Raw genomic sequence first — 24,748 nt, forward strand, 5'->3', positions numbered from 1 at the left:
GCTACCTCTGCGAGATGTGACGCTTGGGCGGCAAAGGCGGTGGTGCCGGCGGCACCCAAGTCAGGACCATACTCGCAACGCCTGCTGCGATATTGAGGCCGGACGTGCCCTCAGCCGATACCGGTTGCAAAGCAATCGAGCCTTCGAAGCCGCCGATCAGGACATTAGCCCCGACGCCAAGGCCGACCGTAGCATTGGCTGCGACGCCCGCGTAACTGCCCTGCAGCGCTCCGTCGAGCCGATTGGTCGGCGCATAGACGAGCCAGATCATGCCGCCGCCAGCGAGCGTCCCGATATCGACGCCGAATTTGGTGATCGTGCCGGTGTATCGTTCGCTTGGCCGATCAGGGGAAGACGGTGTAAAAATGCAGTTGAGCGTCCGTTTGGAGCCGATGATGACACCGAATCCCGGAGATATGTCACAGCCCAACGAGCCGACCTTGACGCGGGCTGCTGCCGGCGTTGCTGATAGGAAGGTAGTGGCTGTTGCGGCGATGACGGCCGCCGCGATAAGTCTTGCGATGGACATGCGAGCCTCCTTCGATTTACACCCCGTGCGTGAAAATCTAGGAGTGTTCTTCGCCTCAGCAAGTGGCGGCGATCGAAATCCGCCTCATGAGTGATTGCGCGCCAGTTTCATCAGTTCGCGACCGATCGGCTTTGGGGGTTCGCTACGCAACACGAGGGATGTTGTTACCGCACCATAGCGAGCGATGCTGTCGACGATGATTTCAAGCTCAGACGGCGACGGAACCAGCACCTTCAGGACGAAGCAGTCCTCCCCGGTCAACCTCAGAACCTCGATGATCTCAGGTGTTTCAGAGAATTGTTTGAGGCAGGCGCGGATATGTTCGTGAATGGTGCGCAGCCGGATGACGGCCACCATGCCCAGGCCGAGTGCCGCGGTATTGATGCGGGCACCGTAGCCCTCGATGATGCCTCGCTCCTCCAGGCGTTTTAGCCGCTCGGACGCGGCCGGCTGCGACAGGCCGACTTTTCGCCCCAGTTCGGAAACGGTGATACGCCCGTCGGCCTGCATGATCTCGACAATCAGCATGTCGGTAGGGTCAAGTTGCCGGCTTGCGAAATCAGCCATTTTTGTATCGCCTTTAATTCATCGGCTTGAGGACGGTTTTCCCGATGATTTCCCATGTCGGTAGCTGACTATCTCACGCAGCTTATCCTGTGAGCAACAGGAAGGAATCGATGCGAGATATCATCACTTTGCCCGGCATTGGCGGGTCCGGCGAAACACATTGGCAATCTCGATGGGAGGCGAGCGACGCCCGCATGCAGCGCTTTTCGCCTTCGAGTTGGGATCGACCCGAACTCGACGATTGGATTGCGGCATTGGACCATGCCGTCGCGCAGTCAAGGGCCGAACCGCTTCTCGTCGCTCATAGCCTCTCTTGCCTGCTTGTTGCCCATTGGGCGGCGCGGAGTAGGTATCGTGCCGGTGGCGCCCTGCTGGTAGCGCCACCAAATCCGACCTCGCCGGCCTTTCCCTGCGAGGCCGCCGGCTTTGCCAATCCGCCCGACACGGCGCTCCCATTCCCGTCTCTGGTCATCGCGAGCAGCGACGATCCCTTCGGCTCGCTCAACTATGCGCGCACCATGGCGAATGGTTGGGGTAGCGAGTTCATGGAAATCGGCGCCCGTGGCCACATCAACGGGGAAAGTGGGCTTGGGGTTTGGCCGCAGGGACGCGCCGCTCTGGCCTCCCTTGAAGCGTGCTTGCGCTAGGCGCCCGCCTGCTCTTCGAGGATATCGCGAAGCTTGTAGTGGATCGGAGCCGCGAGATAGCGGTCGCGATCCCGCGGTGCGAGAACCTTGCCGAAAGTGGCGATAATTTCCGGTATGGTCACTTTTTCACCGCCGTAGCGGAGATGCTCGACCGGCATTCCGGCGGCAATCGCCCCGCCGTTGAGCACACGGCAATAGATGCCCGGTCGGGCGGCCTTGGTGTAGCGCTTGACGAAGCCAGGGTCGCCCATTCGCGCGGCGAACGTCGCGCAAGGGATACGCGCGCTGGTAACCTCCAAAACAAGATCGTCGGCTATGAATCGATCCCCGACGCAAACGATGCGGTTGTCGAGACCGTCGATTACAATGTTCTCCCCGAATGTGCCTGGTTCGACCGGTCTCCCCAGCTCCGTCGACCACCAGTCGAGCGTCAGTGATCCCTCGAGATAGACCGCCTGGTCGACGCCGCCATGGTGCTTCCGGTTGCAGATGGCGTCACCGACCAGCCCCTCGGCATCGACAAGCACGCTGCCGCTGATCGGATGCTTGTAGATTCCCGTCTTGTAGCTCTTGCCGGGCAGACGCTCGGCACTTCCGATGCAGACGGCAAGGATTTTCATTCGTTCGGCTCGTCCAACCTGTTTCCGTTTTTCCACCATATGGGCTAATAACCGCTCATGGCAAAGCGAGTCACCGGCCCCGAAATCGAAAAACTGATCCAGCTTCTGGCGAAGGTGCCGGGCCTCGGCCCGCGCTCCGCACGCCGCGCCGCGCTGCATCTGATAAAGAAGAAGGACCAGCTGCTTGGCCCTTTGTCGAATGCGATGGGTGAGGCCTACGACAAAGTGAAGATTTGCTCACGTTGCGGCAATGTCGATACCGTCGATCCCTGCACCGTCTGCACGGACGACCGGCGCGACCAGTCCGTCATCATCGTTGTCGAGGATGTATCTGACCTTTGGGCGCTGGAACGTGCCGCCGCCCTAAATGCGGCCTACCATGTTCTCGGCGGCACCCTCTCGCCTTTGGATGGCGTCGGGCCCGACGATCTCAATATTCGCGGCCTGATCGAGCGCGTCACGGCGGGCGGCATTCGCGAGCTCATCATCGCCGTCAATGCAACGGTCGAGGGGCAAACGACAGCACACTATATAACCGACCAGCTGACTGGCCTGGACGTCAAGATAACGCGTCTTGCCCACGGCGTCCCCGTCGGCGGCGAACTCGACTATCTCGACGAGGGAACGCTTCAGGCGGCGCTCAGGGCACGCACGGCAATCTAGGGGGAAGCATGAGCAAGCGCATTTTCGGCCGCCTTTTGACCGCGACGGCGGCGCTTCTGGCTCTGTCATGCACGCCGGTGCTTTCCGCGTCGAAGGCCGATGTCGAAGCGCAGTTCGAGAAATGGGTGCAGAACGATCTCTGGCCGGAAGCGCAGAAGAACGGCATTTCCGAGCGAGCGTTCCGTGCGTCGTTCGCCGGTGTCGAACTCAATTGGAGCCTGACGGATCTCGCCCCTCCCGGCTTTCCGCCGCCGAAGGAGCAGAAGCAGACGCAGGCCGAATTTTCCTCTCCGGCACCCTATTTCAATGATGATCGGCTGAAGCGACTGGCGGCCACCGGCCGCGGTTTTGCCTCGCAACATGCCTCGGCGTTGAAGAAGATCGAGAAAACTTACGGGGTTCCCGGGTCGATCGTGCTGGCTGTCTGGGGCCGTGAAACGGGGTTCGGTGCGGCCAAGATCCCGAACTCGGCAATCGAGGTGCTCGCGACCAAGGCTTTCATGTCGACGCGCAAGGAGATGTTCCGCACGGAACTGCTCGCAGCTCTCCACATCATTGATCGTGGCGACGCAACGCCGGCCGAATTCAAGGGGTCATCCGCCGGGGCACTCGGCCAGCCGCAATTCATGCCGACCAGCTATCTGAAATATGCGGTCGATTTCGATGGCGACGGCCATCCGAATATCTGGACGTCGGTCCCCGATACCCTTGCTTCTATCGCCAACTTCCTGGCGCAGAAAGGTTGGCAGCGCGGCCGCGGCTGGGGCTACGAGGTGACTATCCCGGCGCAGGTCTCATGCGCGCAGGAGGGACCGGATCTCGCAAAGCCGGTGTCGCATTGGGCATCGCTCGGCATTGTCAGGATATCGGGCAAGGCCTTCCCTTCCGATGAAGGCAAAGCATCAGGGATGATGCTCGTCCCGGCCGGCCGCGATGGGCCGGAATTCGTCGTCACACCGAATTTCTACGTGATCAAGGAGTACAACAACTCCGATCTTTACGCCCTTTATATCGGCAACCTCGCGGATCGGATTGCCTATGGTTCCGGCGCCTTCCAGGGGCCGTGGGGCGATGTCGGCAAGATGTTGCGCTCCGACGTCGCAGCCATGCAGAAGGCACTGGAGAAGAAGGGCTACGATGTCGGCGGCTCCGATGGCTTGCCAGGCTACAAGACGCGCCGGTCCATCGGCCAGTGGCAAGAAAAGAATGGCATGAAGCCCACCTGTTATCCCGAGGCATCGATGATCGGCAGGTTGAAGTAAACCTAGAGGCTACGCTTCAGCCCTTCGTGGCTCGCGACGAACCCCATCTTCTCGTAGAACCGGATCGACTCCGTCCGCGATTTGTCGGAGGTCAATTGCACCAGGCCGCAACCGCGCTCGGCGCAGCGCCCAACAGCCCATTCGATGAAATCGGAGCCGAGGCCCGAGCCGCGGGCGTCTCTGGCGACACGCACGCTTTCGATCTGCCCGCGCCACATCCCAGTCCGCGACAAACCAGGGATGAACGTCAGCTGCAGGCAGCCGACGATGCGATCGCGCTCATCGACGGCGACGGCCAGCAACTGGTTGGCATCGGCCTCGATCGCCGCGAATGCTGCAATATACCTGGTATCTGGTGGATCGGAGACGACCTCGCGCGTGGCGCCGAGATCGTCATCGGAAAGTAGGCCGATGATATCGGTCAGATCGGAACGACGGGCAGGGCGGAAGGAATGCATGTCTTGTCTCAATGGTGGAGGTCGATCGGCGCCTTGTAGAAGACGTCGTCATTGGGTGGAATCGCCTGACGCTCGATCAGCCGGTGCACCTGCGGTAGTTGTTCACCGCGGTGCAGGTCGCGCAGCCGTTCGATGTTTTCGGCATCGGCCTGGGTGCGGCGTTGATTGTGCCTGATGTATTCGACCCAGGTCGGCGTATGGTAGGTCTCCGTCCACCGCCCGGGCTTTTCGAGGTCGCGCATCAGCGCCCAATTGCGGGCGCCGTCGCGAATGCGGATGCGCCGGCGGTCGCCCATCAGCGCCAGAAACTCCGGCACGTCAGCATCTGCGATTTCGTAATCGATCTGGACGACGATCGGGCCGCTGCGCGGGGTGATATCAAGACTGAGCGCCGGCTCGGTGAAGCGGTTCAGCGGGTCGAGGTTGAGCGAGGCAAACGCCGGCATGGCAAAGCGTAGCCCGACGACGATGCCGAAGAGCATGACGACCGCGGAGATCAACAGGGCGTTTGAGACACCGTAGCGGTCGGCGGCCACGCCCCAGATCCAGCTGCCACCGGCAATGCCGCCGAAGGTCACGGTCTGATAGAGTGACAGCGCGCGACCGACGACCCAGCGCGGCGTCGACAGCTGCACGATCGTATTGAACAGTGATAGCGCCAGCACCCAGCAGGCGCCGGATACCACCAGTCCGGCACAGGTCAGCGCCGCAATCGGGCTGAAGGCGGCGACGACGGCGCTCAAGGCAAAGCCCGCGAACGAAATCCGTATGATCGTTTCGCTCGAGAAGCGGTCACGCAGCCGGTCATTCAACATCGCACCGCCGATCGCGCCGATGCCGAAGGAACCGAGCATCAGGCCGTAGGTCAGCGGGCCGCCGACAACCAGGTTGATCGCCACGATCGGCAGCAGCGCCAGAATGGAGCTGGCGCTGATTCCGAAAATGAGGCCACGCAGCAGTACCTTTTGCAGGTTGGGCGACATCGACACATAGCGAAGCCCGGCAAAGACCGCCCTGCCCAGCGTTTCCCGTGGAAGGGTGGAAGTCGGCAGGCTCGGTTTCCAACGGATTAGCGCATAAATCAGTGCGAAGTAGCTGAACGTGTTGGCGGCAAAGGCTGCCGCCGCCCCACCGGCGGCGACAATGACGCCACCAATCGCCGGACCGACGCTGCGGGTGATGTTGAAGCCGACGCTATTGAGCGTCACGGCTGCAGGCAGGTCCGCACGTGGCACCATGTCGCCGACGGACGCCTGCCATGATGGGTTGTTCAATGCCGTGCCGCAGCCAATCAGAAACGTGAAGAACAGCAGAAGCCACGGCGAAAGCCAGCCGAAATAAGCCGAAATGCTGAGCAGTGCGGAGACGCCCAGCATGAAGTATTGCGCCGTCAGCATCACCCGGCGACGATCGAAGCTGTCGGCGAGTGCACCTGATACGAGCGAGAAGAGCATGATCGGCAGTGCCGTCGAAGTTTGCACGAGTGCGACCATGTTCTCTGAGGAGGTGATGGTGGTCATCAGCCAGGCGGCGCCGACCGCCTGGATCAGGCCGCCGAAATTCGAAGCGAGGCTTGCAAGCCAGATTGTTCGGTAGGTTTCGTGCCGTAGCGGCGCCAGTGTCGACGAGTTGTAAGGCACGATCCCTCCCGATGACGGTCCCCCGACCAATATATGCCGAAAGATGCCGCTGGCTACCTTGGGCGACCGCCAAGCCGAAGGTTGGCGACGGACCTTGCAATTTCGTAAAAACCGGCCTATATGGCTCTCAAATCTTGATCGTTTTGATGAAGAGTGGGCCGCAAGGACCCGCTCTTTTTTATTACCGCGATCATCCGAAATGCAGAAAATTGCGAGGAGCGCATCGCTTGTCGGATCCGACGAACGCCAACAATGAACTTGAGCCGCGGCTGATCACCGAGACCGGTCTCGATCAGCGCCTTGCGGACATAATCGAGCCCGTGCTTGTTGACCTGGGCTACCGTCTGGTCCGCGTACGCATGCTCAACCAGAACGGCGCCACCATGCAGATCATGGCCGAGCGCAACGATGGAACGATGGACGTCGAAGGCTGTGAAGAGGTCTCGATGGCCGTTTCTCCGGTTCTCGATGTGGAAGATCCGATCGATAGAGAGTATCATCTGGAAGTGTCTTCGCCGGGTATCGACCGCCCGATGGTGCGGAAGTCCGATTTTGTGCGCTGGCAGGGACACCTTCTGAAGTGCGAAACGTCGATCATGGTCGGCAACCGTAAGCGCTTCCGGGGCAAGATCGTTGCAACCGACGCAAACGGTTTCACGCTCGAGCGTGATCAGGTTTCCGAGGGTGAGGAACAGAATATCGTCATTCCTTTCACGGCCCTCGCCGATGCGAAGCTCATTCTGACCGACGATCTGATCCGCGATGCACTGCGCGCCGACAAGCTGGCGAAGGCAGAGGCCGCGAACCAGAACGAAGCGGAAGACGAAGAATAAACCGATCAACTTGTGGCGCCGGGGAAAGGGAACCCTGAACGCCTAGACGGAGAGAAAAGACAATGGCAGTCAGTGCGAACCGGCTCGAACTTCTGCAGATCGCAGATGCAGTGGCGCGCGAAAAGGTGATCGACCGCGAGATCGTGCTTGCCGCGATGGCAGATGCGATCCAGAAGGCCGCGCGCTCCCGCTACGGCACCGAGTCCAATATCCGCGCCGACATCAATCCGAAGACCGGTGAAATCCGTCTTCAGCGTCTGCTCGAAGTTGTCGACAAGGCCGAGGATTATTCGACCCAGATCCCGCTCGAACTGGCCCGCGACCGCAACCCGGACGCAGCCCTTGGCGATTTCATCGCCGATCCGCTGCCGCCGATGGATTTTGGCCGCATTGCCGCCCAGTCCGCCAAGCAGGTTATCGTCCAGAAGGTTCGGGAAGCCGAGCGTGACCGCCAGTTCGACGAGTTCAAGGATCGCGTCGGCGAAATCGTCAACGGCACCGTCAAGCGCGTCGAATACGGCAACGTCATCGTCGACCTCGGCCGTGGCGAAGGCATCATCCGCCGCGACGAAATGATCCCGCGCGAAAACGTCCGCTATGGCGATCGCGTCCGTGCATACGTATATGACGTTCGTCGTGAACAGCGCGGCCCGCAGATCTTCCTGTCGCGCACGCATCCGCAGTTCATGGTCAAGCTCTTCACCATGGAAGTGCCGGAAATCTACGACGGCATCATCCAGGTGAAGTCCGTTGCCCGTGATCCGGGTTCGCGCGCCAAGATCGCCGTGATCTCGAACGACTCGTCGATCGATCCGGTCGGCGCCTGCGTCGGTATGCGTGGTTCGCGCGTTCAGGCCGTTGTCGGCGAGCTTCAGGGCGAAAAGATCGACATCATTCCGTGGTCGCAGGACCCGGCGACCTTCGTCGTCAACGCCCTGCAGCCAGCTGAAGTCGCCAAGGTCGTTCTCGATGAAGATGCCGAGCGCATCGAAGTCGTCGTTCCCGACGAGCAGCTGTCGCTGGCCATCGGCCGTCGCGGCCAGAACGTTCGCCTGGCCTCGCAGCTGACCGGCTGGGACATCGACATCATGACGGAAGCCGAAGAATCCGAGCGCCGTCAGAAGGAATTCAACGAGCGCACCAACCTGTTCATGGATTCGCTCGACGTTGACGAAATGGTCGGCCAGGTTCTGGCCTCCGAAGGCTTCGCGGCTGTTGAAGAACTGGCCTACGTCGATCTCGACGAAATCGCCTCGATCGACGGTTTCGACGAAGACACGGCACAGGAAATCCAGACCCGTGCTCGCGAATATCTCGAAAAGCTCGAAGCCGAAATGGACGAAAAGCGCAAGGCGCTCGGCGTTTCCGACGAACTGCGCCAGATCGACGGCATGACCGCCCAGATGATGGTCGCACTCGGCGAAGACAGCATCAAGACGATCGAGGACTTTGCCGGCTGTGCCGCTGACGATCTCGTTGGCTGGAGCGAACGCAAGAACGGCGAGACCAAGAAGTTCGAGGGCCTGTTCTCCAAATTCGACGTTTCGCGCGTCGAGGCCGAGCAGATGGTCGTTCAGGCTCGCCTCGCGGCTGGCTGGATCACCGAGGAAGACCTCGCCAAGGACGCGGAAGCTGAAGAAGCTCCCGAGGCCGAGCAGGAAGTATAATGTCCGCGCGTGAGCCGACCGTTTCTCCTGAGGACGAGGATCTTGCAGGATATGACGTGAATGGTCGCATGTGCATCGTGACGCGCGAAAGCGGATCGCCGGATGAGCTGATCCGCTTCGTTGCCGCTCCGGATGGGACAGTCATCGCCGACCTGAAGCGCCAGCTTCCGGGACGCGGCTGTTGGGTGAAGATCGACCGCTCGCTGGTCGACAAGGCCGTGGCGAAGAAGCTCTTCGCCCGTGCGTTGAAAGCGGATGTGAAGGCGGACGCCGCTCTCGGCGAAACCGTCGGGATGCTGCTAGCGCAGCAGTTGATGCAGATGATGAACATGGCCCGCAAGGCGGGGCAGTTCGTTACCGGCTCCGCGAAAGTGGATGCCGCAGTCAGGAGTGGGGCCGCGATTGCGGTGTTCCACGCAACGAATGCCGCCGAAGACGGCGTGAGAAAAATCGACCAGGCCCGCAAGGCCTGGCACCTCGGAATGGAGACCGAGGAGGAAATACCTTCCTACCGTCTCTTCTCGGAGAGCGAAATGGAAGGCCTGATGGGCCAGAACGCTTTTATCCATGCTGCAGTGCTTGCAGGGCAGGCGGGTGAGGGTGTAGTGAAGCGCGCAAAGATGCTCGAACAGTACCGCAACGGCGGTCAGTCCCGGGCAGCGGGCGGCGCTGGCCGGCAAAAACAATGATGCGGTCACCGGCTTGTCCGGCCCCGATATCATTGATCGACATATTTGATTGACAGGGTTTGATGACGTCATCGCTCCCTGTCCGAAGGAACGGGAACGAATGACCGATAGCAATGACGACAAGACACTGAACGGCCCGGGCAAGAAGACTCTGACCCTGAAGCCGTCGGGAATGAGCCAGGGCACCGTGCGCCAGGACATGGGCCGCGGGCGCACCAAGGCGGTCGTTGTCGAGACCCGCAAGCGGCGTCCGATGCGTCCGGAAGACGAACGCCCGATCACCCCCGTAAGCTCCGCCGCCGCCCCGGTACGCACCGAAGCCGCTCCGAGCGCGCATCAGCCGCGTGCACCGCAGGCTCCGCAGCCGCGCATCCAGCCGGCCGGCGGCCAGCAGTCGCGTCCGCAACAGCCATCTTCTCAGCCTCCGCGCCAGCAGGATCGCCCCCGTCCGGTGGTTCTGAATCATCTGTCGCCTGAGGAAATGGATGCACGCCGCCGCGCGCTCGCCATGGCGCAGGTTCGCGATGCTGAAGATGCGGTTCGCCGCGCCGAAGAAGAAAAGCGTCGTGCCGCTGAAGAAGCTGCGCGCCAGGCTGCCGAGGCTGAAGAAGCCAAGCGCCGCGCTGCAGAGGAAGCTGCTGCTAGTGTCGCGGAAGCTGCCGCCGCTGCTGCGGCTCCGGCTCCGGCTGAAGTTGCAGCGTCCGCTGCTGCCGCGCCTCGCGCCGAAGCCCCACGCGTTCAGCCGTCGGCTCCCGCCGCACGGCGTCCCGATGGCGCGCCGTCGCCGGCCCAGGCGCGTCCGGCGCCGGGAGCCGCTGCACCTGGACCTGCCGGTCGCGGTCGCCGCGAATCCGACGAAGACGATCGCGCAGCACCGCGTGGCGGCGCTCCGGCGCGTGGCCGTATCGTGCGTCCGGAACCGGCAAAGCCCGTTACCGCGCGCCCGAAGGGCGACGAAGGCCGCCGTCAGGGCAAGCTGACAATCACCGCTGCGAGCACCGACGACGACGGCAACGCCCGTGGCCGCTCGATGGCCGCCATGCGCCGCCGCCAGGAGAAGTTCCGCCGCAGCCAGATGCAGGAAACCCGCGAAAAGGTTGTCCGCGAAGTCATCCTGCCGGAGACCATCACGATTCAGGAACTGTCGCAGCGCATGTCTGAACGCGCCGTTGATGTTATCAAGTACCTGATGAAGGAAGGTCAGATGATGAAGCCGGGCGACGTCATCGACGCCGACCTCGCGGAGCTCATCGCCGGCGAATTCGGCCATACGGTCAAGCGCGTTTCGGAATCTGACGTTGAAGAAGGCATCTTCAACATTGCCGACGCCGAAGGCGATCGCGTTTCCCGTCCGCCTGTTGTGACCATCATGGGTCACGTCGACCACGGCAAGACCTCGCTGCTCGACGCCATCCGCCATGCCAACGTGGTTGCCGGCGAAGCCGGCGGCATCACCCAGCATATCGGTGCTTATCAGGTCGAGCAGAACGGTCAGAAGATCACCTTCATCGACACCCCTGGCCACGCCGCCTTCACGGCCATGCGTGCCCGTGGTGCACAGGCGACGGACATTGCGATCCTGGTCGTTGCGGCCGACGACAGCGTCATGCCGCAGACCATCGAATCGATCAACCACGCCAAGGCCGCTGGTGTTCCGATCATCGTGGCGATCAACAAGGTCGACAAGCCGAGTGCCGATCCGCAGAAGGTGCGCACGCAGCTCCTGCAGCACGAAGTCTTCGTGGAATCGATGGGCGGTGAAGTTCTCGACGTCGAAGTTTCGGCCAAGACCGGCTTGAACCTCGACAAGCTGCTGGAAGCCATCCTGCTGCAGGCCGAAATCCTGGACCTCAAGGCCAACCCGAACCGCACGGCGGAAGGAACGGTCATCGAAGCTCAGCTCGACCGCGGCCGCGGTTCGGTTGCCACGGTTCTCGTCCAGAACGGTACGCTGAAGCCTGGCCAGATCATCGTCGCCGGTGATGTCTGGGGTCGTGTCCGCGCCCTCGTCACCGACAAGGGCGATCATGTCAAGGAAGCCCCGCCGGCCATGCCGGTCGAGGTGCTTGGCCTTTCCGGTACGCCGCAGGCCGGTGACAGGTTCGCCGTCGTCGAAAACGAAAGCCGTGCCCGCGAGATCTCGGAATACCGCCAGCGTCTCGCTCGCGACAAGGCCGCCGCCCGCCATTCTGGCCAGCGCGGCTCGCTGGAACAGATGATGACGCAGCTGCAGTCCGCTGGCGTCAAGGAGTTCCCGCTGGTCATCAAGGGCGACGTGCAGGGTTCGATCGAAGCGATCGCAGGCGCGCTCGAAAAGCTCGGTACCGACGAAGTCCGTGCCCGCATCGTTCACTCGGCCGTCGGCGGTGTGACGGAATCGGATATCTCGCTTGCCGAGGCATCTGGCGCCGCGATCATCGGCTTCAACGTCCGTGCGAATGCGCAGGCTCGTACGCTGGCTGAGCGCCAGGGCATCGAAATCCGCTACTACAACATCATCTACGATCTGGTGGATGACGTTAAGGCGGCGATGTCGGGCCTGCTTTCGCCGGAGCGTCGCGAAACCTTCCTCGGCAATGCCGAGATCCTCGAGGTGTTCAACATCACGAAGGTCGGCAAGGTCGCGGGTTGCCGCGTTACCGAAGGCAAGGTCGAGCGTGGCGTCGGCGTTCGCCTCGTCCGCGACCACGTCGTCATCCACGAAGGCAAGCTCAAGACGCTCAAGCGCTTCAAGGATGAAGTCTCGGAAGTGCATTCCGGCCAGGAATGCGGTATGGCTTTCGAGAATTACGAAGACATCCGCGCCGGCGACACGATCGAGTGCTTCCGCGTCGAGCACATCACGCGTACGCTCTGATCGTGTGAAACTGGAAATTTGGACGGGCGCCGGATCAACTGAGGCCGGCGCCCGAACCTTTTGAGGCAAAGAAAAATGGCAACAAGACCAACAACCTCCGCACCTTCGCAGCGTATGCTGCGCGTCGGCGAGCAGGTTCGCGCCGCGATCACGCAGGTTCTGCAGCGCGGCGAAGTGCGCGATGACGTGATCGAGAAGACTGTCATTTCCATCTCCGAAGTCCGCATGTCACCCGATCTGAAGATCGCGACGGCCTACGTGACACCGCTCGGTGTGACGGATCATGATGCGGTGATTGGTGCGCTAAACCGCAATGCAAAATACATTCGCGGCCGCCTCGGGTCCCAGCTACGGCAGATGAAGTACATGCCGGAGGTCCGCTTCCGCGACGATACGAGCTTCGACAATTACAAGAAGATCGACGAGTTGCTGCGCTCGCCCGAGGTCCAGCGCGATCTCGATCACGGCGATACCGAAGAAGAATAGTAGAAGAGACTGATGTCCAAACCACGCAAACCGAAAGGCCGCCCGATCTCGGGCTGGCTGATCCTTGATAAGCCGGTCGATTTCGGCTCCACTGAAGCCGTTTCCAAGATAAAGTGGCTGTTCAAGGCGCAGAAGTGCGGTCACGCCGGCACGCTCGACCCGCTGGCGTCGGGGATGTTGCCGATCGCCCTTGGCGATGCGACCAAGACCGTCCCCTACGTGATGGACGGCCCCAAGATTTACGAATTCACCGTGACTTGGGGCGAGGAGCGTGCAACGGACGATCTCGAGGGCGATGTGACGCAGAGCTCCGACAAGCGCCCGAGCGAACAGCAGATCCGCGACCTCCTGCCGAAATACACCGGCGTGATCAGTCAGGTGCCGCCGCAATTTTCCGCCATCAAGATATCGGGCGAGCGCGCCTATGATCTGGCGCGTGAAGGTGAAGCCGTCGAGATTCCGTCGCGCGAGGTCGAGATTTTCCGTCTGACGCTCCTGTCTTGCCAGGATGCCAATACGGCGCATTTCGAGGTCGAATGCGGCAAGGGCACCTATGTGCGGGCGCTTGCGCGCGATTTCGGCCGCGAGCTTGGCTGTTATGGCCATATCTCCGGCCTGCGTCGCAGCTTTGTCGCTCCATTTGCCGAAGAGACGATGATACCGCTTGCCGATCTCGTTGCGCTTGAGACAGTCGAAGACGCGGACGAACGGCTTGCAGCTCTGGATGCCCTGCTGATCGAGACCAGCGAAGCGCTCTCCTCGCTGCCGCATCTGGTCGTCAACGACGACCAGGCGCACAGGCTGAAGATGGGCAATCCGATCCTCGTGCGCGGTCGCGATGCACCGGTTGCCGAAAGCGAAGCCTATGCCACGTCCCGCGGCAAACTGGTCGCGATCGGCGAGATCGGCCAGGGTGAGTTCCGCCCGAAGCGCGTGTTCGGCTGAGGCTCGATAAACCTCCGGTTTCGGCCCGTTGCAGGCCGAACGAAACCTCAGATGGCAGTTGTCAGCCTTTGCCATTGAGATATGTTTCCCTGATCCGGGCCGCGGAGCCCTTCGGATCAGGGAGACAGTCATGCGCAGACTTGCAGCCGGCATCCTGATGTTCTTCTCGGCGGTTTTGATAGCCGCCGACGCGTGCTCGGCAGAGCGCTGGGCGATGTTGCCAGCCTTCCCGCCGATGCCGGCCCCTAAGACAAGCGGCATGGCCCCCGTCAACGACATCGAGATGTACTACGCCGAATACGGCGAGGGTGAGCCGATGCTGTTCATCCACGGCGGACTCGGCAGCGCGGATGTCTGGGGCTATCAGGTGGCTGAGTTCGCCAGGGACCACCGGGTAATCGTCGCCGATAGCCGGGGACATGGCCGCTCGACGCGCAGCCAGCAGCCGTTCGGCTATGACCTGATGACCTCGGACTACGTCGCATTGCTGGATTATCTGAAGCTCGACAAGGTGACGCTGGTCGGATGGTCGGATGGCGGCATCATCGGCATCGACATGGCGATGAAGAACCCTGAGAAGCTGACGCGCGTGGTCGCGCAGGCGGCAAACGTCACGACCGACGGCGTCAAGGCCGACGTCATGAACAACAAGACCTTCAGCGACTATATCAACGCGGCCGGCGAGACCTACAAGAGACTGTCGCCGACGCCGAACGAATATGATGCCTTCGTCACCCAGATCTCTGGTATGTGGGGAAGCCAGCCTGCCTGGACAGCCGACGACCTCAGCAAGATCAAGGTGCCCGTTACTCTGGCGATCGGCGATCACGACGAGGCCGTCAAGGTTGACCATACCGAGATGATGGCCAAGCAGATTCCGGGGTCGAAGCTGGTGATCCTGAAGGACGCAAGCCATTTCGCCATGCTGCAGGACCCAGAGGGTTACAACGCCATGATCCGCGATGCCATGGCTGGAAAGTGACCAATCGGCCATCTGTGGCATGCCTCTTTCCATTGCAACGCATTTGGTTTATAGGCAGCGCCAGCAATCGGGCTTTGTCCGGATGCATTCGCGGCCAAAGCTGGACGACATCCCGGCTTTTGGCGACCTAATCTCCTCTCATAGAAAGGAACATCCGATGTCGATTACTGCTGAGCGCAAGACGGCTCTCATCAAGGAATACGCAACGTTCGAAGGCGACACCGGTTCTCCGGAAGTTCAGGTTGCCATCCTGACCGAGCGTATCAACAACCTGACCGGCCACTTCAAGGACCACAAGAAGGATAATCATTCCCGCCGTGGTCTGCTGACGATGGTTTCCAGCCGCCGCTCGCTTCTTGACTACCTCAAGAAGAAGGACGAAGGCCGCTACACCAAGCTGATCGGCAGCCTGGGTATCCGCCGCTAATGATTTCTCGGCGGGCGCTCCCCCTTGGGACGCCCGCCGGATTTTTTTCGGGGAACCTTTCCCCACCCGCCACCCGTGGCGGATTGCCCGGCAGACCCGGATGGGCCGGTTCTGCCAAACCAACCGTTGACCTGTCATGGGGCAGGATTGCCGGATGCTTTCGGCCAGGGCTCGATGAGCTTTGGCCCGGTCTCTTCCGGGACCGTTGATGCAAAGCCTCCCGTTGTCTTGCCCATGATGTGTCACACCGATTGCGGTTGACCGTGTGCCGTGCCTTGGAGGGCAGGCGCGCGTTCCCGCATTGAAGGACAAGACATATGTTCGATACTCATAGTGTGGAAATCGAGTGGGCAGGCCGCCCGCTGAAGCTGGAAACCGGCAAGATCGCCCGTCAAGCTGACGGTGCCGTTCTCGCGACCTACGGCGAAACCGTGGTTCTCGCCACCGTCGTTTCCGCCAAGGCGCCGAAGCCGGGCCAGGACTTCTTCCCGCTGACCGTCAATTACCAGGAAAAGACCTACGCAGCTGGCAAGATCCCCGGCGGCTACTTCAAGCGCGAAGGCCGTCCTTCGGAAAACGAAACCCTCGTTTCCCGCCTGATCGACCGCCCGATCCGCCCGCTCTTCCCGGAAGGCTACAAGAACGACACCCAGGTCGTTGTCACCGTCATCCAGCATGACCTGGAAAACAACCCCGACATCCTGTCGATGGTTGCGACCTCGGCGGCACTCACCCTCTCGGGCGTTCCCTTCATGGGCCCGGTCGGTGGCGCGCGCGTCGGTTACATCAACGGCGAATACGTTCTGAACCCGCATCTCGACGAGATGGAAGAGTCGGTTCTCGACCTCGTCGTCGCCGGTACGCACGACGCCGTGCTGATGGTTGAATCCGAAGCCAAGGAACTCAACGAGGAAGTCATGCTCGGCGCCGTCATGTTCGGCCACCGTGGCTTCCAGCCGGTTCTTGATGCGATCATCAAGCTCGCCGAAGTGGCTGCCAAGGAGCCGCGCGACTTCCAGCCGGAAGACTATTCGGAACTCGAAGGCGAGATGCTGAAGCATTTCGAAGCCGAGCTTCGCACTGCCTACAAGAACACACAGAAGGCTGAACGCTACGCTGCCGTCGACGCCGTCAAGGCGAAGGTCAAGGCGCACTTCCTTCCGGAAGAAGGCGAAACCAAGTACACGGCCGAAGAAGTTGGCGCGATCTTCAAGCACCTGCAGGCAAAGATCGTTCGCTGGAACATTCTCGACACCAAGAGCCGCATCGACGGCCGCGACCTCGAAACCGTTCGTCCGATCGTTTCGGAAGTCGGCCTGCTGCCGCGCACCCACGGTTCGGCACTCTTCACTCGCGGTGAAACCCAGGCGATCGTCGTTGCCACGCTCGGCACCGGCGAAGACGAGCAGTATGTCGACAGCCTGACGGGCATGTACAAGGAGCGCTTCCTGCTCCACTACAACTTCCCTCCCTACTCCGTTGGCGAAACCGGCCGCATGGGCTCCCCGGGCCGCCGCGAAATCGGTCACGGCAAGCTCGCATGGCGCGCCATCCGCCCGATGCTGCCGTCTGCCGAGCAGTTCCCCTACACGCTGCGCGTCGTCTCCGAAATCACCGAGTCCAATGGCTCGTCCTCGATGGCAACCGTCTGCGGCACCTCGCTCGCTCTCATGGACGCCGGCGTTCCTTTGGCTAAGCCGGTTGCCGGTATCGCCATGGGCCTGATCCTCGAGGGTGACCGCTTCGCCGTTCTCTCCGACATCCTCGGCGACGAAGACCACCTCGGCGACATGGACTTCAAGGTTGCGGGCACGGCCGACGGCATCACCTCGCTGCAGATGGACATCAAGATCGCGGGTATCACCGAAGAGATCATGAAGGTCGCTCTCGGCCAGGCTCAGGGCGGTCGCACCCACATCCTCGGCGAAATGGCCAAGGCCATCACCGAGAGCCGCGGCCAGCTCGGTGAATTCGCGCCGCGCATCGAAGTCATGAACATCCCGGTCGACAAGATCCGCGAAGTCATCGGCTCCGGCGGCAAGATCATCCGCGAGATCGTTGAAAAGACCGGCGCCAAGATCAACATCGAAGACGACGGTACGGTGAAGATCGCTTCCTCGTCTGGCAAGGAAATCGAAGCGGCCCGCAAGTGGATTCACTCGATCGTTGCCGAGCCTGAAGTTGGCCAGATCTACGAAGGCACGGTCGTCAAGACCGCCGACTTCGGCGCCTTCGTCAACTTCTTCGGTGCCCGCGACGGCCTCGTCCACATCTCGCAGCTCGCTTCCGAGCGCGTTGCCAAGACCCAGGACGTCGTCAAGGAAGGGCAGAAGGTCTGGGTCAAGCTGCTCGGCTTCGACGAGCGCGGCAAGGTCCGCCTGTCGATGAAGGTTGTCGACCAGGCAACCGGCCAGGAACTTCCGGCTGCTGAGAAGGCTGAGAAGAAGAAGGAAGATGCGGCTGAGTAAGCCGCGCCTTTCAAACCGTTTGAGGGCGTGGGAGTTTTCCCGCGCCCTTTTTGCATCCGAAGAGAAGAGACCATGAGCCGCGAGACACTGAAGACACTGTTCCATCCTTTTGCCAGCGGCACCGTCGACGCGCCGGGCGAGGGCGAACGCGTACTCTTCCTTGGCGCTGAGGCAGGCTTCGCTGTGCCAGAGGGCTTTGCCGCCTCGCTGAGCGCCGTACAGGGCTTCCGGCCGCTGTACCGACAGCTACTCTCCCAGCGCATCGAAACCACGCCTGAGATCGAAGGCGAGGACTACGATGCCGCGCTGGTTCTCTGCAACAAGCACAAGGGCGAGAACGAGGCCAACATCGCCACTGCGCTTCAGCGCTTGAAGGCGGGCGGCTTGATTGTCATCGCCGGCGGCAAGGAGGATGGCATCCAGTCGCTTCGCAAGCGCATGGAGGGGTTCGGCCTTGAGATCGAACACATGCCCAAATATCACGGCGTGGCGCTGTGGTTCGCACGGCCGGCCGACGTCAGCGAGGTCGTCAGCAAGCTTTCCAAGCCGTCCGTGCGCGTGGATGGCCGTTTCCTGGCTGCAGCTGGCATGTTCTCGCACGACCGTGTCGATGATGGCTCGGAATTGCTCGCCTCGCGTCTGCCCGCCGATTTTACCGGTGACGTCGCCGATTTCGGCGCTGGTTGGGGGTATCTCTCCGTCGAATTGGCAGAGCGGTCTCCCGGCGTCAGCCGTCTTGACCTCTACGAAGCCAACTACGCCGCTCTGGAAGCGGCAAAGGCCAATCTGGAGGAGAACTGCCCCGACGTGCCTGCGCGCTTCTTTTGGCACGATCTGGCCGGCGAACCGGTCAAGGACAAGTACGATCTCGTCATCATGAATCCGCCCTTCCACGAAGGCCATGCGGCGGAGCCATCGCTCGGCCAGGCGATGATCAAGACAGCCGCCTCGGCGCTGCGTGGCGGTGGTCGCCTGCTGCTGGTCGCCAATCGCGGACTGCCTTACGAGCCTGTGCTGGCCGCGAACTTCAAGGAAAGCGGCGAAACCTGCAGGAACGCCCGTTTCAAGGTCTTGTGGGCAAAGAAGTAGTCACCTCGCATAGCCGGCCTTCGCGGATCTGTTAGAGTTGCCCCCACGAGCTTACAAGCGGGAGGGGAAGCCATGGAAACGGAAGCCAACAAGGACATCGTCAGAGCCTATGTCGAGGCGTTCAATCGCTTCGACATGGTGGCGTTGCGCGACTTGTTTACCGCGGACGCGCGGATCTACGGCGTTCTGGGATATGGTGGCCTCGATGATGTCGAGCCGATCTGGCACGAGCTTCACGACGGCATGAACATAAACCTTGAGATCCTCGATATCGCTGCCGAGGGGCAGAATGTCGTCGTCCGGTACAGGGAGACCGGGCGCTATTCCGGCTTCTTTCGCGGCCTCGTGGGTCACGATCCGACCGGTAAGAGCTATGACGTCACCGCGATGGAATGGTTCGTCATCGAAAACGGAAAGATTACGACGCGTTGGGGCGCCAGGGACTCAGCCGCCATCCTTCGGCAGGTCGTGCATCACTAGCCGATGCGCAGAAAGGAAAAGCCGGGCTCGAGCCCGGCTTTTTGTCTTACTCCACGTCTGCCTTGCGTAGCGCCTCAAGCGCCGGCATCGAGGTGATGTTGAAGCCGGCATCGACGAAGTGGATTTCACCGGTGACGCCTGCTGCCATATCGGAGAGCAGGTAGAGGGCCGAATTACCGACGTGGTCGATAGTCACGGTCTTGCGCAGCGGCGAGTTCTGCTGGTTCCACGACAGGATGGCGCGGGCATCCGAGATACCGGCGCCAGCCAGCGTGCGGATCGGGCCGGCTGAGATCGCGTTGACGCGAATACCACGCGGACCGTAGTCGGCGGCCAGATAACGCACGGAGGCCTCGAGAGCGGCCTTGGCAACGCCCATGACGTTGTAGTTCGGGATGACGCGCGTCGAGCCGTTATAGGTCAGCGTCAACATCGATCCGCCTTCGTTCATCAGCGGCGCCAGGCGCTTGGCGATCTCGGTGAACGAGAAACAGGAAATGACCATCGTGCGGCTGAAATTGTCGCGCGTGGTGTCGGCGTAAAGGCCCTTCAGCTCATTCTTGTCGGAGAAGCCGATGGCATGTACGACGAAATCCAGCGTGCCCCAGCGCTCCTTGATAGCTTCAACCGTGGCGTCGACCGAAGCGATGTCCTCGACGTCGCACGGCAGAACAAATTCGGATCCGACTTCAGCTGCGAGCGGCTTGACCCGCTTGCCGAGTGCATCACCCTGATAGGTAAAGGCAAGCTCTGCACCCTGTGCTGCCAGCGCCTTCGAAATTCCCCAGGCGATCGAATGGTTGTTCGCAACGCCCATGATAAGCCCGCGCTTACCCTGCATAATTCCCGTCATATTATTATCCGTTATAGCGCTGGAAGACGAGCGTGGCGTTGGTGCCGCCGAAGCCGAAGGAGTTGGAAAGCGCGATGTCGATCTTGGCATTGTCGATGCGCTTGCGCACGATCGGCACGCCATCGAATTCGGGGTCGAGCTCGGTGATATGGGCGCTTTCGCCGATGAAGCCGGCCTGCATCATCAAGAGTGAGTAAATCGATTCCTGCACGCCGGCAGCGCCGAGCGAGTGGCCGGTCAGCGACTTGGTCGACTGGATGTGCGGCATCTTGGAGCCGAACACTTCGCGGATCGCACCGATTTCCTTGCTGTCGCCGACAGGCGTCGAGGTGCCGTGGGTGTTGACGTAGTCTACATCGCCCTTCACCGTCGAAAGCGCCTGACGCATGCAGCGGATCGCGCCTTCGCCCGACGGAGCGACCATGTCGTAACCGTCGGAGGTCGCGCCGTAGCCGACGATTTCAGCGTAGATCTTGGCGCCGCGGGCCTTGGCGTGCTCCAGCTCTTCGAGAACCAGAACGCCAGCGCCGCCGGCGATGACGAAGCCGTCACGGCTGACGTCATAGGCACGCGAAGCCGTTGCCGGCGTGTCGTTGTACTTGGAGGACATGGCGCCCATGGCGTCGAAGAGGTTCGACATCGTCCAGTCGAGGTCTTCGTGACCGCCGGCAAACATCACGTCCTGCTTGCCCCACTGGATCATTTCGGCAGCGTTGCCAATGCAGTGCGCCGAGGTCGAGCAGGCCGACGAGATCGAATAGTTGACGCCGTGGATCTTGAACCAAGTGGCGAGCGTGGCGGACGCCGTCGAAGACATCGCCTTCGGCACGGCAAACGGGCCGATGCGCTTCGGGCTGTTGTTCTTGATGGTGATCTCAGCGGCTTCGATCAGCGTGCGGGTCGAAGGGCCACCCGAGCCCATGATGATGCCGGTGCGCTCGTTCTCGCTGTAGTCCTTTTCCTCAAGACCGGAATCGGCGAGCGCCTGCTTCATCGCGACGTGGTTCCAGGCGCCGCCCTGGGAAAGGAAGCGCATGGCGCGGCGATCGACCAGATCGGTCGGATCCAGCGAGGGGCGGCCCCACACCTGGCACTTGAAGCCGTGTTCGGCAAAATCGTTGGAGAAGGAAATGCCGGACTTGGCATCGCGCAGCGACGCAGTGACCTCGGCGGCATCATTGCCGATCGAGGAGACAACACCCAGACCCGTAACAACTACCCGTCTCATGTGTTTCGACCTTTTCGTTTTTTCTAACTTGGAAACCGGGCAACTATGCCCGGTGCAATCAGGCTTCTTTGTCCTTGGACAGGCCGACGCGCAGGTCGGTGGCCTGGTAGATGGTTTCGCCGTCAGCCTTCAACCAGCCGTCGGCAGTGCCGAGCACCAGGCGGCCGCGCATGACGCGCTTGAAATCGATGCCGTACTCGAGCAGTTTCGTGGTCGGGCGGATCATGCCCTTGAACTTCACTTCGCCGGTCGAGAGCGCCATGCCGCGACCGGGCTCGCCCAGCCAGCCGAGGAAGAAGCCGGTCAGCTGCCACATGCCGTCGAGGCCGAGGCATCCCGGCATGATCGGGTTGCCCTGGAAGTGGCAGGGGAAATACCAGTCGTCCGGCTTCACGTCGTACTCGGCGCGGATATAGCCCTTGTCGAAGGCCCCGCCGGTTTCGGAAATGTCGGTAATGCGATGAACCATCAACATCGGCGGGAGGGGAAGCTGTGCGTTACCCGGACCGAACAGTTCGCCGCGGCCGCAGGCCAGAATTTCCTCGTAGTTGAAGCTGGATTGTTTCGTCGCCATGAAAACTCTTATTCCCCCCGCAACTATGCCGATGGATGTGAACGTTTAGTCCAAGTTCAGCGGAAAATGAAGCATAAGCATGACTGAGCTTCACCCACCTTCGGAGGACCGGCTGCGCGCCTTATTTGGTGGTCGCATACAGGAAGGCCAAGCCCCCGGCCAGCACTAATTGCGCCAAAAGCCCGATTTTGCGGCGCTTTCACTCGCTTTGTCCCCATTGAAACTATTGAAACGCTTTTGCGCAAAAGTTATATGGCTAATGAAACCTGATTGCTTGACGCTAGATTAACTGGAGTTCGTTGGATGGTGGCAGAGGCCCCGCTTACCATTGAGGCACGGCTGAGACACGCCGGCCTTCGTCCGACGCGCCAGCGCGTCGCGCTCGGTGACCTCCTCTTTGCCAAGGGCGATCGACATCTGACGGTCGAAGAACTCCACGAGGAAGCCGTGCACGCGGGCGTACCGGTGTCATTGGCGACAGTCTACAATACGCTGCACCAGTTCACCGAGGCCGGGATGATCCGTGTTCTCGCGGTCGAAAGCGCCAAGACCTATTTCGACACAAACGTCTCAGACCATCACCACTTCTTCATCGAAGGCGAAAACGATGTGCTCGATATTCCGGTCAGCAACCTGACGATCGGCAATCTGCCGGAGCCGCCGCCAGGCCTCGAAATCTCCCATGTCGACGTGGTGATCCGCCTTCGCCCCAAACAGCGCTGATCTCACATCACGTCATCAGGGTGACGACCAGGCCTTGCCTTGTAGGTTGGAAAGGTCCAGCCGAAATACAGCGCGCCGCCACGCACCAGGAATGCAGCGCTGACACCAACTGCGGAAGCCGCATAAAGCGGCAGATCAAGTGCATTCGCGCCCGTGAATATGCCGCCGCCCACAAGCGCTGCGGTGATATAGATTTCTGGCCGTAACAGAACCGATGGCTCATTTGCGAGAAGATCGCGCAGGATGCCGCCAAACGTTGCCGTCAGTGTGCCCGTGACGATGCCGATCGTTGGTGAGCCGGTAGCAGCAAGGCCCTTCGCGGCACCCATGACGCAATAGGCGGAGAGCCCGACGGCATCCAGCCAGATCAGCAGCCGATAGCGCGACTCGACAAGGTGGGCGGTAAAGAACACCAGGAGGCCGACGGCGCAGCAGACAAGGACATAGGTCGGGTTCAGAACCCAGAATACCGGCACGCGGCCGAGCACAATGTCGCGCACCGTGCCGCCGCCGGTGCCGGTGACGATCGCAAAAAAGAGAAAACCGATCAGGTCGAGCTGCTTGCGCGAGGCTGCGAGCGCGCCCGTTGCCGCAAAGAGCGCAACGCCGGCATAATCCAGGTAGACGAACAGCGGCATGCAGTCCTCCAGGGCCGACGCGTATCTCTCCGAAATGAATCACGGCCGCAAGGGCGGCGCAAGGCGGATCAAGCAAACTGCGTGGCCAACAGCGCCCTTATCCGACCAAAAGAGAAACCCTTCGTGAAAACGCTCCTGATCGCTTTGAACATTGCTGTGCTGCTCGTTACCCCGGTTGTGGCGTTTGCCCAGCAATCGCTTATCTCGGACCCCGAGATCTACGAGAAGAAGCACTTCCAGGAACAGTGTACCAAAGCCGACTTTTCGGAAGGCTTCGTCATCCGCCAGGATATCAACAATGACGGCCTGATCGACGCTGTGGTCAATGAGGGCGAGTTGACGTGCGACGGCGAGAAGGGTCCGCAGTGCAACGACGACGGCTGCACCTACAATTTCTATCTACAGGTCGCAGAGGGCGGCTATTTCATGATCGCGACCGCCCAAGTCTACGGATACGACTTCGTGAAGCGCTTCGGCAACATGGTGCTGGCGATGAAAATGCACCCGCGCTTCTGTGATCGCCCGGATGCCGACAAGACAAAGGAGCCCTGTGTCGTCACGGCCCGTGTGCGCGGGACCAAGTTCGTGACGATCTCGAAGAAATAGCTGGTTCAGCCCGGATAGAGCTCTGAAGTGCGGCCGGCGAGATAGTAGCCGACCAGCCCGAACCACTCGCGGATTGCTGTTGCCAGGTTCTGGGAATTCCGGCTCGGCTGCGTGAAGTCGAGGCCAAGGCTTTCTCGCCCGTCGGTGCGGTAGTCCGTCGGCCACGGCACGACGTCGATCCCAAGCTTGCGGAAGATGCCGACCGATCGCGGCATATGGTAGCCGGAGGTGATCAGCAGACAGTTCGAAAGACCTTGGCTCGCCAGAAGCTCCTTGGTGTTCACTGCGTTTTCGAAGGTCGTGCGTGACGTCGTTTCTTCGACCAGCCGGTCTCTGCTGATGCCGAACATTGGGAAGAAGCGCGCCGATATCGCCGCGTCGCCTTCATAGATACCGGAGATCGATCCATCGCCGCCTGAAATCAGGATGCGGGCCTGCGGATATTTCTGTGCCAGGCGCATCGCCTCGACGAAGCGATCGGCGCCGGCATTGAGTTCGATGCCGTGGCGGGCGGTATTGACCTCATTCTCGAACGCGCCGCCGAGTACGATCATGCACTGCAGGCTTGCCGGATCCTGCGGCTTCAGAAACCGATCCTCGAGGCCCTGTAGCAGGTAGTTGCCGACGGTCGTGTAGAGGGTGATGAACAGGATGAGGCCCGCAATCGCTGTTGAAATGAAGCTTGTCGCGCGCCAGCGGACAACACCCGCCACCAAGGCAAGCGCGACGAAGAGAAAAGCGAGCGACAAGGGTTGGCCGAACACCCAGACGAGCTTCGAAAAGAGAAACAAGGATGACTTCCTCTAGCGGTTTCCTG

General features: G+C 61.2%; 26 protein-coding genes. 16 read left to right on the forward strand and 10 right to left on the reverse strand.

Annotation, left to right across the window (positions count from 1 at the left end):
• Window position 1: 1 nt before the first annotated feature.
• Window positions 2–529, reverse strand: coding sequence for a DUF992 domain-containing protein (locus FHT76_RS23000; protein ID WP_016552210.1), 528 nt, complete (start codon window positions 527–529; stop codon window positions 2–4).
• Between the two features lie 84 nt (window positions 530–613).
• Entirely contained in the window at window positions 614–1,096 is a 483-nt protein-coding gene (locus tag FHT76_RS23005; RefSeq protein WP_259185898.1) for an Lrp/AsnC family transcriptional regulator, read from the reverse strand.
• Window positions 1,097–1,206: 110 nt separating this feature from the next.
• On the opposite strand from FHT76_RS23005, the gene FHT76_RS23010 reads away from it, so the two are divergent.
• Window positions 1,207–1,743, forward strand: coding sequence for an alpha/beta hydrolase (locus FHT76_RS23010; RefSeq protein ID WP_259185900.1), 537 nt, complete (start codon window positions 1,207–1,209; stop codon window positions 1,741–1,743).
• Here FHT76_RS23010 and FHT76_RS23015 read toward each other — a convergent pair.
• Window positions 1,740–2,363: an MOSC domain-containing protein gene (locus FHT76_RS23015; RefSeq protein WP_259185902.1), complete on the reverse strand. Its 624-nt coding sequence runs from the start codon at window positions 2,361–2,363 to the stop codon at window positions 1,740–1,742. The genes FHT76_RS23010 and FHT76_RS23015 overlap by 4 nt on opposite strands.
• Window positions 2,364–2,420: 57 nt before the next feature.
• Here FHT76_RS23015 and recR point away from each other — a divergent pair, with 57 nt between their 5' ends.
• Window positions 2,421–3,026: a recombination mediator RecR gene (gene recR / locus FHT76_RS23020; RefSeq protein ID WP_016552214.1), complete on the forward strand. Its 606-nt coding sequence runs from the start codon at window positions 2,421–2,423 to the stop codon at window positions 3,024–3,026.
• An 8-nt stretch (window positions 3,027–3,034) separates the two neighbouring features.
• Window positions 3,035–4,288: a lytic murein transglycosylase gene (locus FHT76_RS23025; protein ID WP_259185903.1), complete on the forward strand. Its 1,254-nt coding sequence runs from the start codon at window positions 3,035–3,037 to the stop codon at window positions 4,286–4,288.
• 2 nt (window positions 4,289–4,290) lie between these two features.
• On the opposite strand, the gene FHT76_RS23030 is transcribed toward FHT76_RS23025, so the two are convergent.
• Together FHT76_RS23030 and FHT76_RS23035 are read right to left on the reverse strand one after the other, a co-directional pair.
• Complete coding sequence (locus tag FHT76_RS23030) at window positions 4,291–4,746, reverse strand: GNAT family N-acetyltransferase (RefSeq protein WP_259185904.1); 456 nt, start codon at window positions 4,744–4,746, stop codon at window positions 4,291–4,293.
• A gap of 8 nt (window positions 4,747–4,754) precedes the next feature.
• Window positions 4,755–6,386 (reverse strand): MFS transporter, encoded by a 1,632-nt coding sequence (locus tag FHT76_RS23035; RefSeq protein WP_259185905.1) that lies wholly within the window; start codon window positions 6,384–6,386, stop codon window positions 4,755–4,757.
• Between the two features lie 227 nt (window positions 6,387–6,613).
• Between FHT76_RS23035 and rimP the strand changes: the two genes are divergently transcribed.
• From rimP to FHT76_RS23090, 11 genes are all read left to right on the forward strand, one after another.
• A complete protein-coding gene (gene rimP / locus FHT76_RS23040) occupies window positions 6,614–7,219 on the forward strand; it encodes a ribosome maturation factor RimP (RefSeq protein WP_037131128.1) in 606 nt (201 codons plus the stop codon).
• 62 nt (window positions 7,220–7,281) lie between these two features.
• A complete protein-coding gene (gene nusA / locus FHT76_RS23045) occupies window positions 7,282–8,886 on the forward strand; it encodes a transcription termination factor NusA (protein ID WP_114710517.1) in 1,605 nt (534 codons plus the stop codon).
• Window positions 8,886–9,575 (forward strand): RNA-binding protein, encoded by a 690-nt coding sequence (locus FHT76_RS23050; RefSeq protein ID WP_183753773.1) that lies wholly within the window; start codon window positions 8,886–8,888, stop codon window positions 9,573–9,575. The genes nusA and FHT76_RS23050 overlap by 1 nt, the downstream gene beginning before the upstream one ends.
• A 100-nt stretch (window positions 9,576–9,675) precedes the next feature.
• Entirely contained in the window at window positions 9,676–12,432 is a 2,757-nt protein-coding gene (gene infB, locus FHT76_RS23055) for a translation initiation factor IF-2 (protein WP_183863240.1), read from the forward strand.
• 75 nt (window positions 12,433–12,507) lie between these two features.
• Window positions 12,508–12,918 (forward strand): 30S ribosome-binding factor RbfA, encoded by a 411-nt coding sequence (gene rbfA, locus FHT76_RS23060; RefSeq protein ID WP_183863242.1) that lies wholly within the window; start codon window positions 12,508–12,510, stop codon window positions 12,916–12,918.
• A gap of 12 nt (window positions 12,919–12,930) precedes the next feature.
• Window positions 12,931–13,863, forward strand: coding sequence for a tRNA pseudouridine(55) synthase TruB (gene truB / locus FHT76_RS23065; protein ID WP_259185906.1), 933 nt, complete (start codon window positions 12,931–12,933; stop codon window positions 13,861–13,863).
• Between the two features lie 130 nt (window positions 13,864–13,993).
• Complete coding sequence (locus FHT76_RS23070; protein ID WP_183863247.1) at window positions 13,994–14,845, forward strand: alpha/beta fold hydrolase; 852 nt, start codon at window positions 13,994–13,996, stop codon at window positions 14,843–14,845.
• Window positions 14,846–15,002: 157 nt separating this feature from the next.
• Window positions 15,003–15,272, forward strand: a complete 270-nt coding sequence (gene rpsO / locus FHT76_RS23075; protein WP_016552226.1) for a 30S ribosomal protein S15 — start codon at window positions 15,003–15,005, stop codon at window positions 15,270–15,272.
• Between the two features lie 317 nt (window positions 15,273–15,589).
• Window positions 15,590–17,740, forward strand: a complete 2,151-nt coding sequence (pnp, locus tag FHT76_RS23080; protein WP_183863249.1) for a polyribonucleotide nucleotidyltransferase — start codon at window positions 15,590–15,592, stop codon at window positions 17,738–17,740.
• 72 nt (window positions 17,741–17,812) lie between these two features.
• Window positions 17,813–18,829, forward strand: coding sequence for a class I SAM-dependent methyltransferase (locus FHT76_RS23085; protein WP_183753766.1), 1,017 nt, complete (start codon window positions 17,813–17,815; stop codon window positions 18,827–18,829).
• Window positions 18,830–18,901: 72 nt separating this feature from the next.
• Window positions 18,902–19,309 carry an ester cyclase gene (locus FHT76_RS23090; RefSeq protein ID WP_183863251.1) on the forward strand — a complete coding sequence of 136 codons (408 nt, stop codon included), beginning with the start codon at window positions 18,902–18,904 and terminating at the stop codon, window positions 19,307–19,309.
• A gap of 46 nt (window positions 19,310–19,355) precedes the next feature.
• Here FHT76_RS23090 and fabI read toward each other — a convergent pair whose 3' ends face one another.
• Genes fabI through fabA form a run of 3 tightly spaced genes read right to left on the reverse strand, consistent with a single transcriptional unit; the run spans window position 19,356 to window position 21,964 of the window.
• A complete protein-coding gene (gene fabI, locus FHT76_RS23095) occupies window positions 19,356–20,162 on the reverse strand; it encodes an enoyl-ACP reductase FabI (RefSeq protein WP_183753764.1) in 807 nt (268 codons plus the stop codon).
• 4 nt (window positions 20,163–20,166) lie between these two features.
• Window positions 20,167–21,390 (reverse strand): beta-ketoacyl-ACP synthase I, encoded by a 1,224-nt coding sequence (gene fabB, locus FHT76_RS23100; RefSeq protein ID WP_183863253.1) that lies wholly within the window; start codon window positions 21,388–21,390, stop codon window positions 20,167–20,169.
• A gap of 58 nt (window positions 21,391–21,448) precedes the next feature.
• Window positions 21,449–21,964: a 3-hydroxyacyl-[acyl-carrier-protein] dehydratase FabA gene (fabA, locus tag FHT76_RS23105; RefSeq protein ID WP_016552232.1), complete on the reverse strand. Its 516-nt coding sequence runs from the start codon at window positions 21,962–21,964 to the stop codon at window positions 21,449–21,451.
• 303 nt (window positions 21,965–22,267) lie between these two features.
• On the opposite strand from fabA, the gene irrA reads away from it, so the two are divergent.
• Window positions 22,268–22,687, forward strand: a complete 420-nt coding sequence (gene irrA, locus FHT76_RS23110) for an iron response transcriptional regulator IrrA (RefSeq protein WP_016552233.1) — start codon at window positions 22,268–22,270, stop codon at window positions 22,685–22,687.
• A 2-nt stretch (window positions 22,688–22,689) separates the two neighbouring features.
• Here irrA and FHT76_RS23115 read toward each other — a convergent pair whose 3' ends face one another.
• On the reverse strand, window positions 22,690–23,325 hold the full coding sequence (locus tag FHT76_RS23115; protein WP_259185907.1) for a trimeric intracellular cation channel family protein: 636 nt from the start codon (window positions 23,323–23,325) through the stop codon (window positions 22,690–22,692).
• 123 nt (window positions 23,326–23,448) lie between these two features.
• Here FHT76_RS23115 and FHT76_RS23120 point away from each other — a divergent pair, with 123 nt between their 5' ends.
• Window positions 23,449–23,931 (forward strand): hypothetical protein, encoded by a 483-nt coding sequence (locus tag FHT76_RS23120; protein ID WP_183863255.1) that lies wholly within the window; start codon window positions 23,449–23,451, stop codon window positions 23,929–23,931.
• Window positions 23,932–23,936: 5 nt separating this feature from the next.
• On the opposite strand, the gene FHT76_RS23125 is transcribed toward FHT76_RS23120, so the two are convergent.
• Complete coding sequence (locus tag FHT76_RS23125; RefSeq protein ID WP_183863257.1) at window positions 23,937–24,722, reverse strand: YdcF family protein; 786 nt, start codon at window positions 24,720–24,722, stop codon at window positions 23,937–23,939.
• Window positions 24,723–24,748 lie beyond the last annotated feature (26 nt).

This window comes from Rhizobium sp. BK176, assembly GCF_024808055.1.

Bases quoted from the DNA above. Each gene is read 5' to 3' on its own strand.
- nusA (WP_114710517.1), top strand. From the start codon at position 7,282: ATGGCAGTCAGTGCGAACCGGCTCGAACTTCTGCAGATCGCAGATGCA.
- FHT76_RS23050 (WP_183753773.1), top strand. From the start codon at position 8,886: ATGTCCGCGCGTGAGCCGACCGTTTCTCCTGAGGACGAGGATCTTGCA.
- FHT76_RS23115 (WP_259185907.1), bottom strand. From the start codon at position 23,325: ATGCCGCTGTTCGTCTACCTGGATTATGCCGGCGTTGCGCTCTTTGCG.
- pnp (WP_183863249.1), top strand. From the start codon at position 15,590: ATGTTCGATACTCATAGTGTGGAAATCGAGTGGGCAGGCCGCCCGCTG.
- recR (WP_016552214.1), top strand. From the start codon at position 2,421: ATGGCAAAGCGAGTCACCGGCCCCGAAATCGAAAAACTGATCCAGCTT.
- fabB (WP_183863253.1), bottom strand. From the start codon at position 21,390: ATGAGACGGGTAGTTGTTACGGGTCTGGGTGTTGTCTCCTCGATCGGC.
- FHT76_RS23015 (WP_259185902.1), bottom strand. From the start codon at position 2,363: ATGAAAATCCTTGCCGTCTGCATCGGAAGTGCCGAGCGTCTGCCCGGC.
- fabI (WP_183753764.1), bottom strand. From the start codon at position 20,162: ATGACGGGAATTATGCAGGGTAAGCGCGGGCTTATCATGGGCGTTGCG.
- FHT76_RS23005 (WP_259185898.1), bottom strand. From the start codon at position 1,096: ATGGCTGATTTCGCAAGCCGGCAACTTGACCCTACCGACATGCTGATT.
- FHT76_RS23010 (WP_259185900.1), top strand. From the start codon at position 1,207: ATGCGAGATATCATCACTTTGCCCGGCATTGGCGGGTCCGGCGAAACA.
- FHT76_RS23085 (WP_183753766.1), top strand. From the start codon at position 17,813: ATGAGCCGCGAGACACTGAAGACACTGTTCCATCCTTTTGCCAGCGGC.
- irrA (WP_016552233.1), top strand. From the start codon at position 22,268: ATGGTGGCAGAGGCCCCGCTTACCATTGAGGCACGGCTGAGACACGCC.
- FHT76_RS23070 (WP_183863247.1), top strand. From the start codon at position 13,994: ATGCGCAGACTTGCAGCCGGCATCCTGATGTTCTTCTCGGCGGTTTTG.
- fabA (WP_016552232.1), bottom strand. From the start codon at position 21,964: ATGGCGACGAAACAATCCAGCTTCAACTACGAGGAAATTCTGGCCTGC.
- FHT76_RS23000 (WP_016552210.1), bottom strand. From the start codon at position 529: ATGTCCATCGCAAGACTTATCGCGGCGGCCGTCATCGCCGCAACAGCC.
- infB (WP_183863240.1), top strand. From the start codon at position 9,676: ATGACCGATAGCAATGACGACAAGACACTGAACGGCCCGGGCAAGAAG.
- FHT76_RS23090 (WP_183863251.1), top strand. From the start codon at position 18,902: ATGGAAACGGAAGCCAACAAGGACATCGTCAGAGCCTATGTCGAGGCG.
- FHT76_RS23025 (WP_259185903.1), top strand. From the start codon at position 3,035: ATGAGCAAGCGCATTTTCGGCCGCCTTTTGACCGCGACGGCGGCGCTT.
- rbfA (WP_183863242.1), top strand. From the start codon at position 12,508: ATGGCAACAAGACCAACAACCTCCGCACCTTCGCAGCGTATGCTGCGC.
- FHT76_RS23030 (WP_259185904.1), bottom strand. From the start codon at position 4,746: ATGCATTCCTTCCGCCCTGCCCGTCGTTCCGATCTGACCGATATCATC.
- rpsO (WP_016552226.1), top strand. From the start codon at position 15,003: ATGTCGATTACTGCTGAGCGCAAGACGGCTCTCATCAAGGAATACGCA.
- truB (WP_259185906.1), top strand. From the start codon at position 12,931: ATGTCCAAACCACGCAAACCGAAAGGCCGCCCGATCTCGGGCTGGCTG.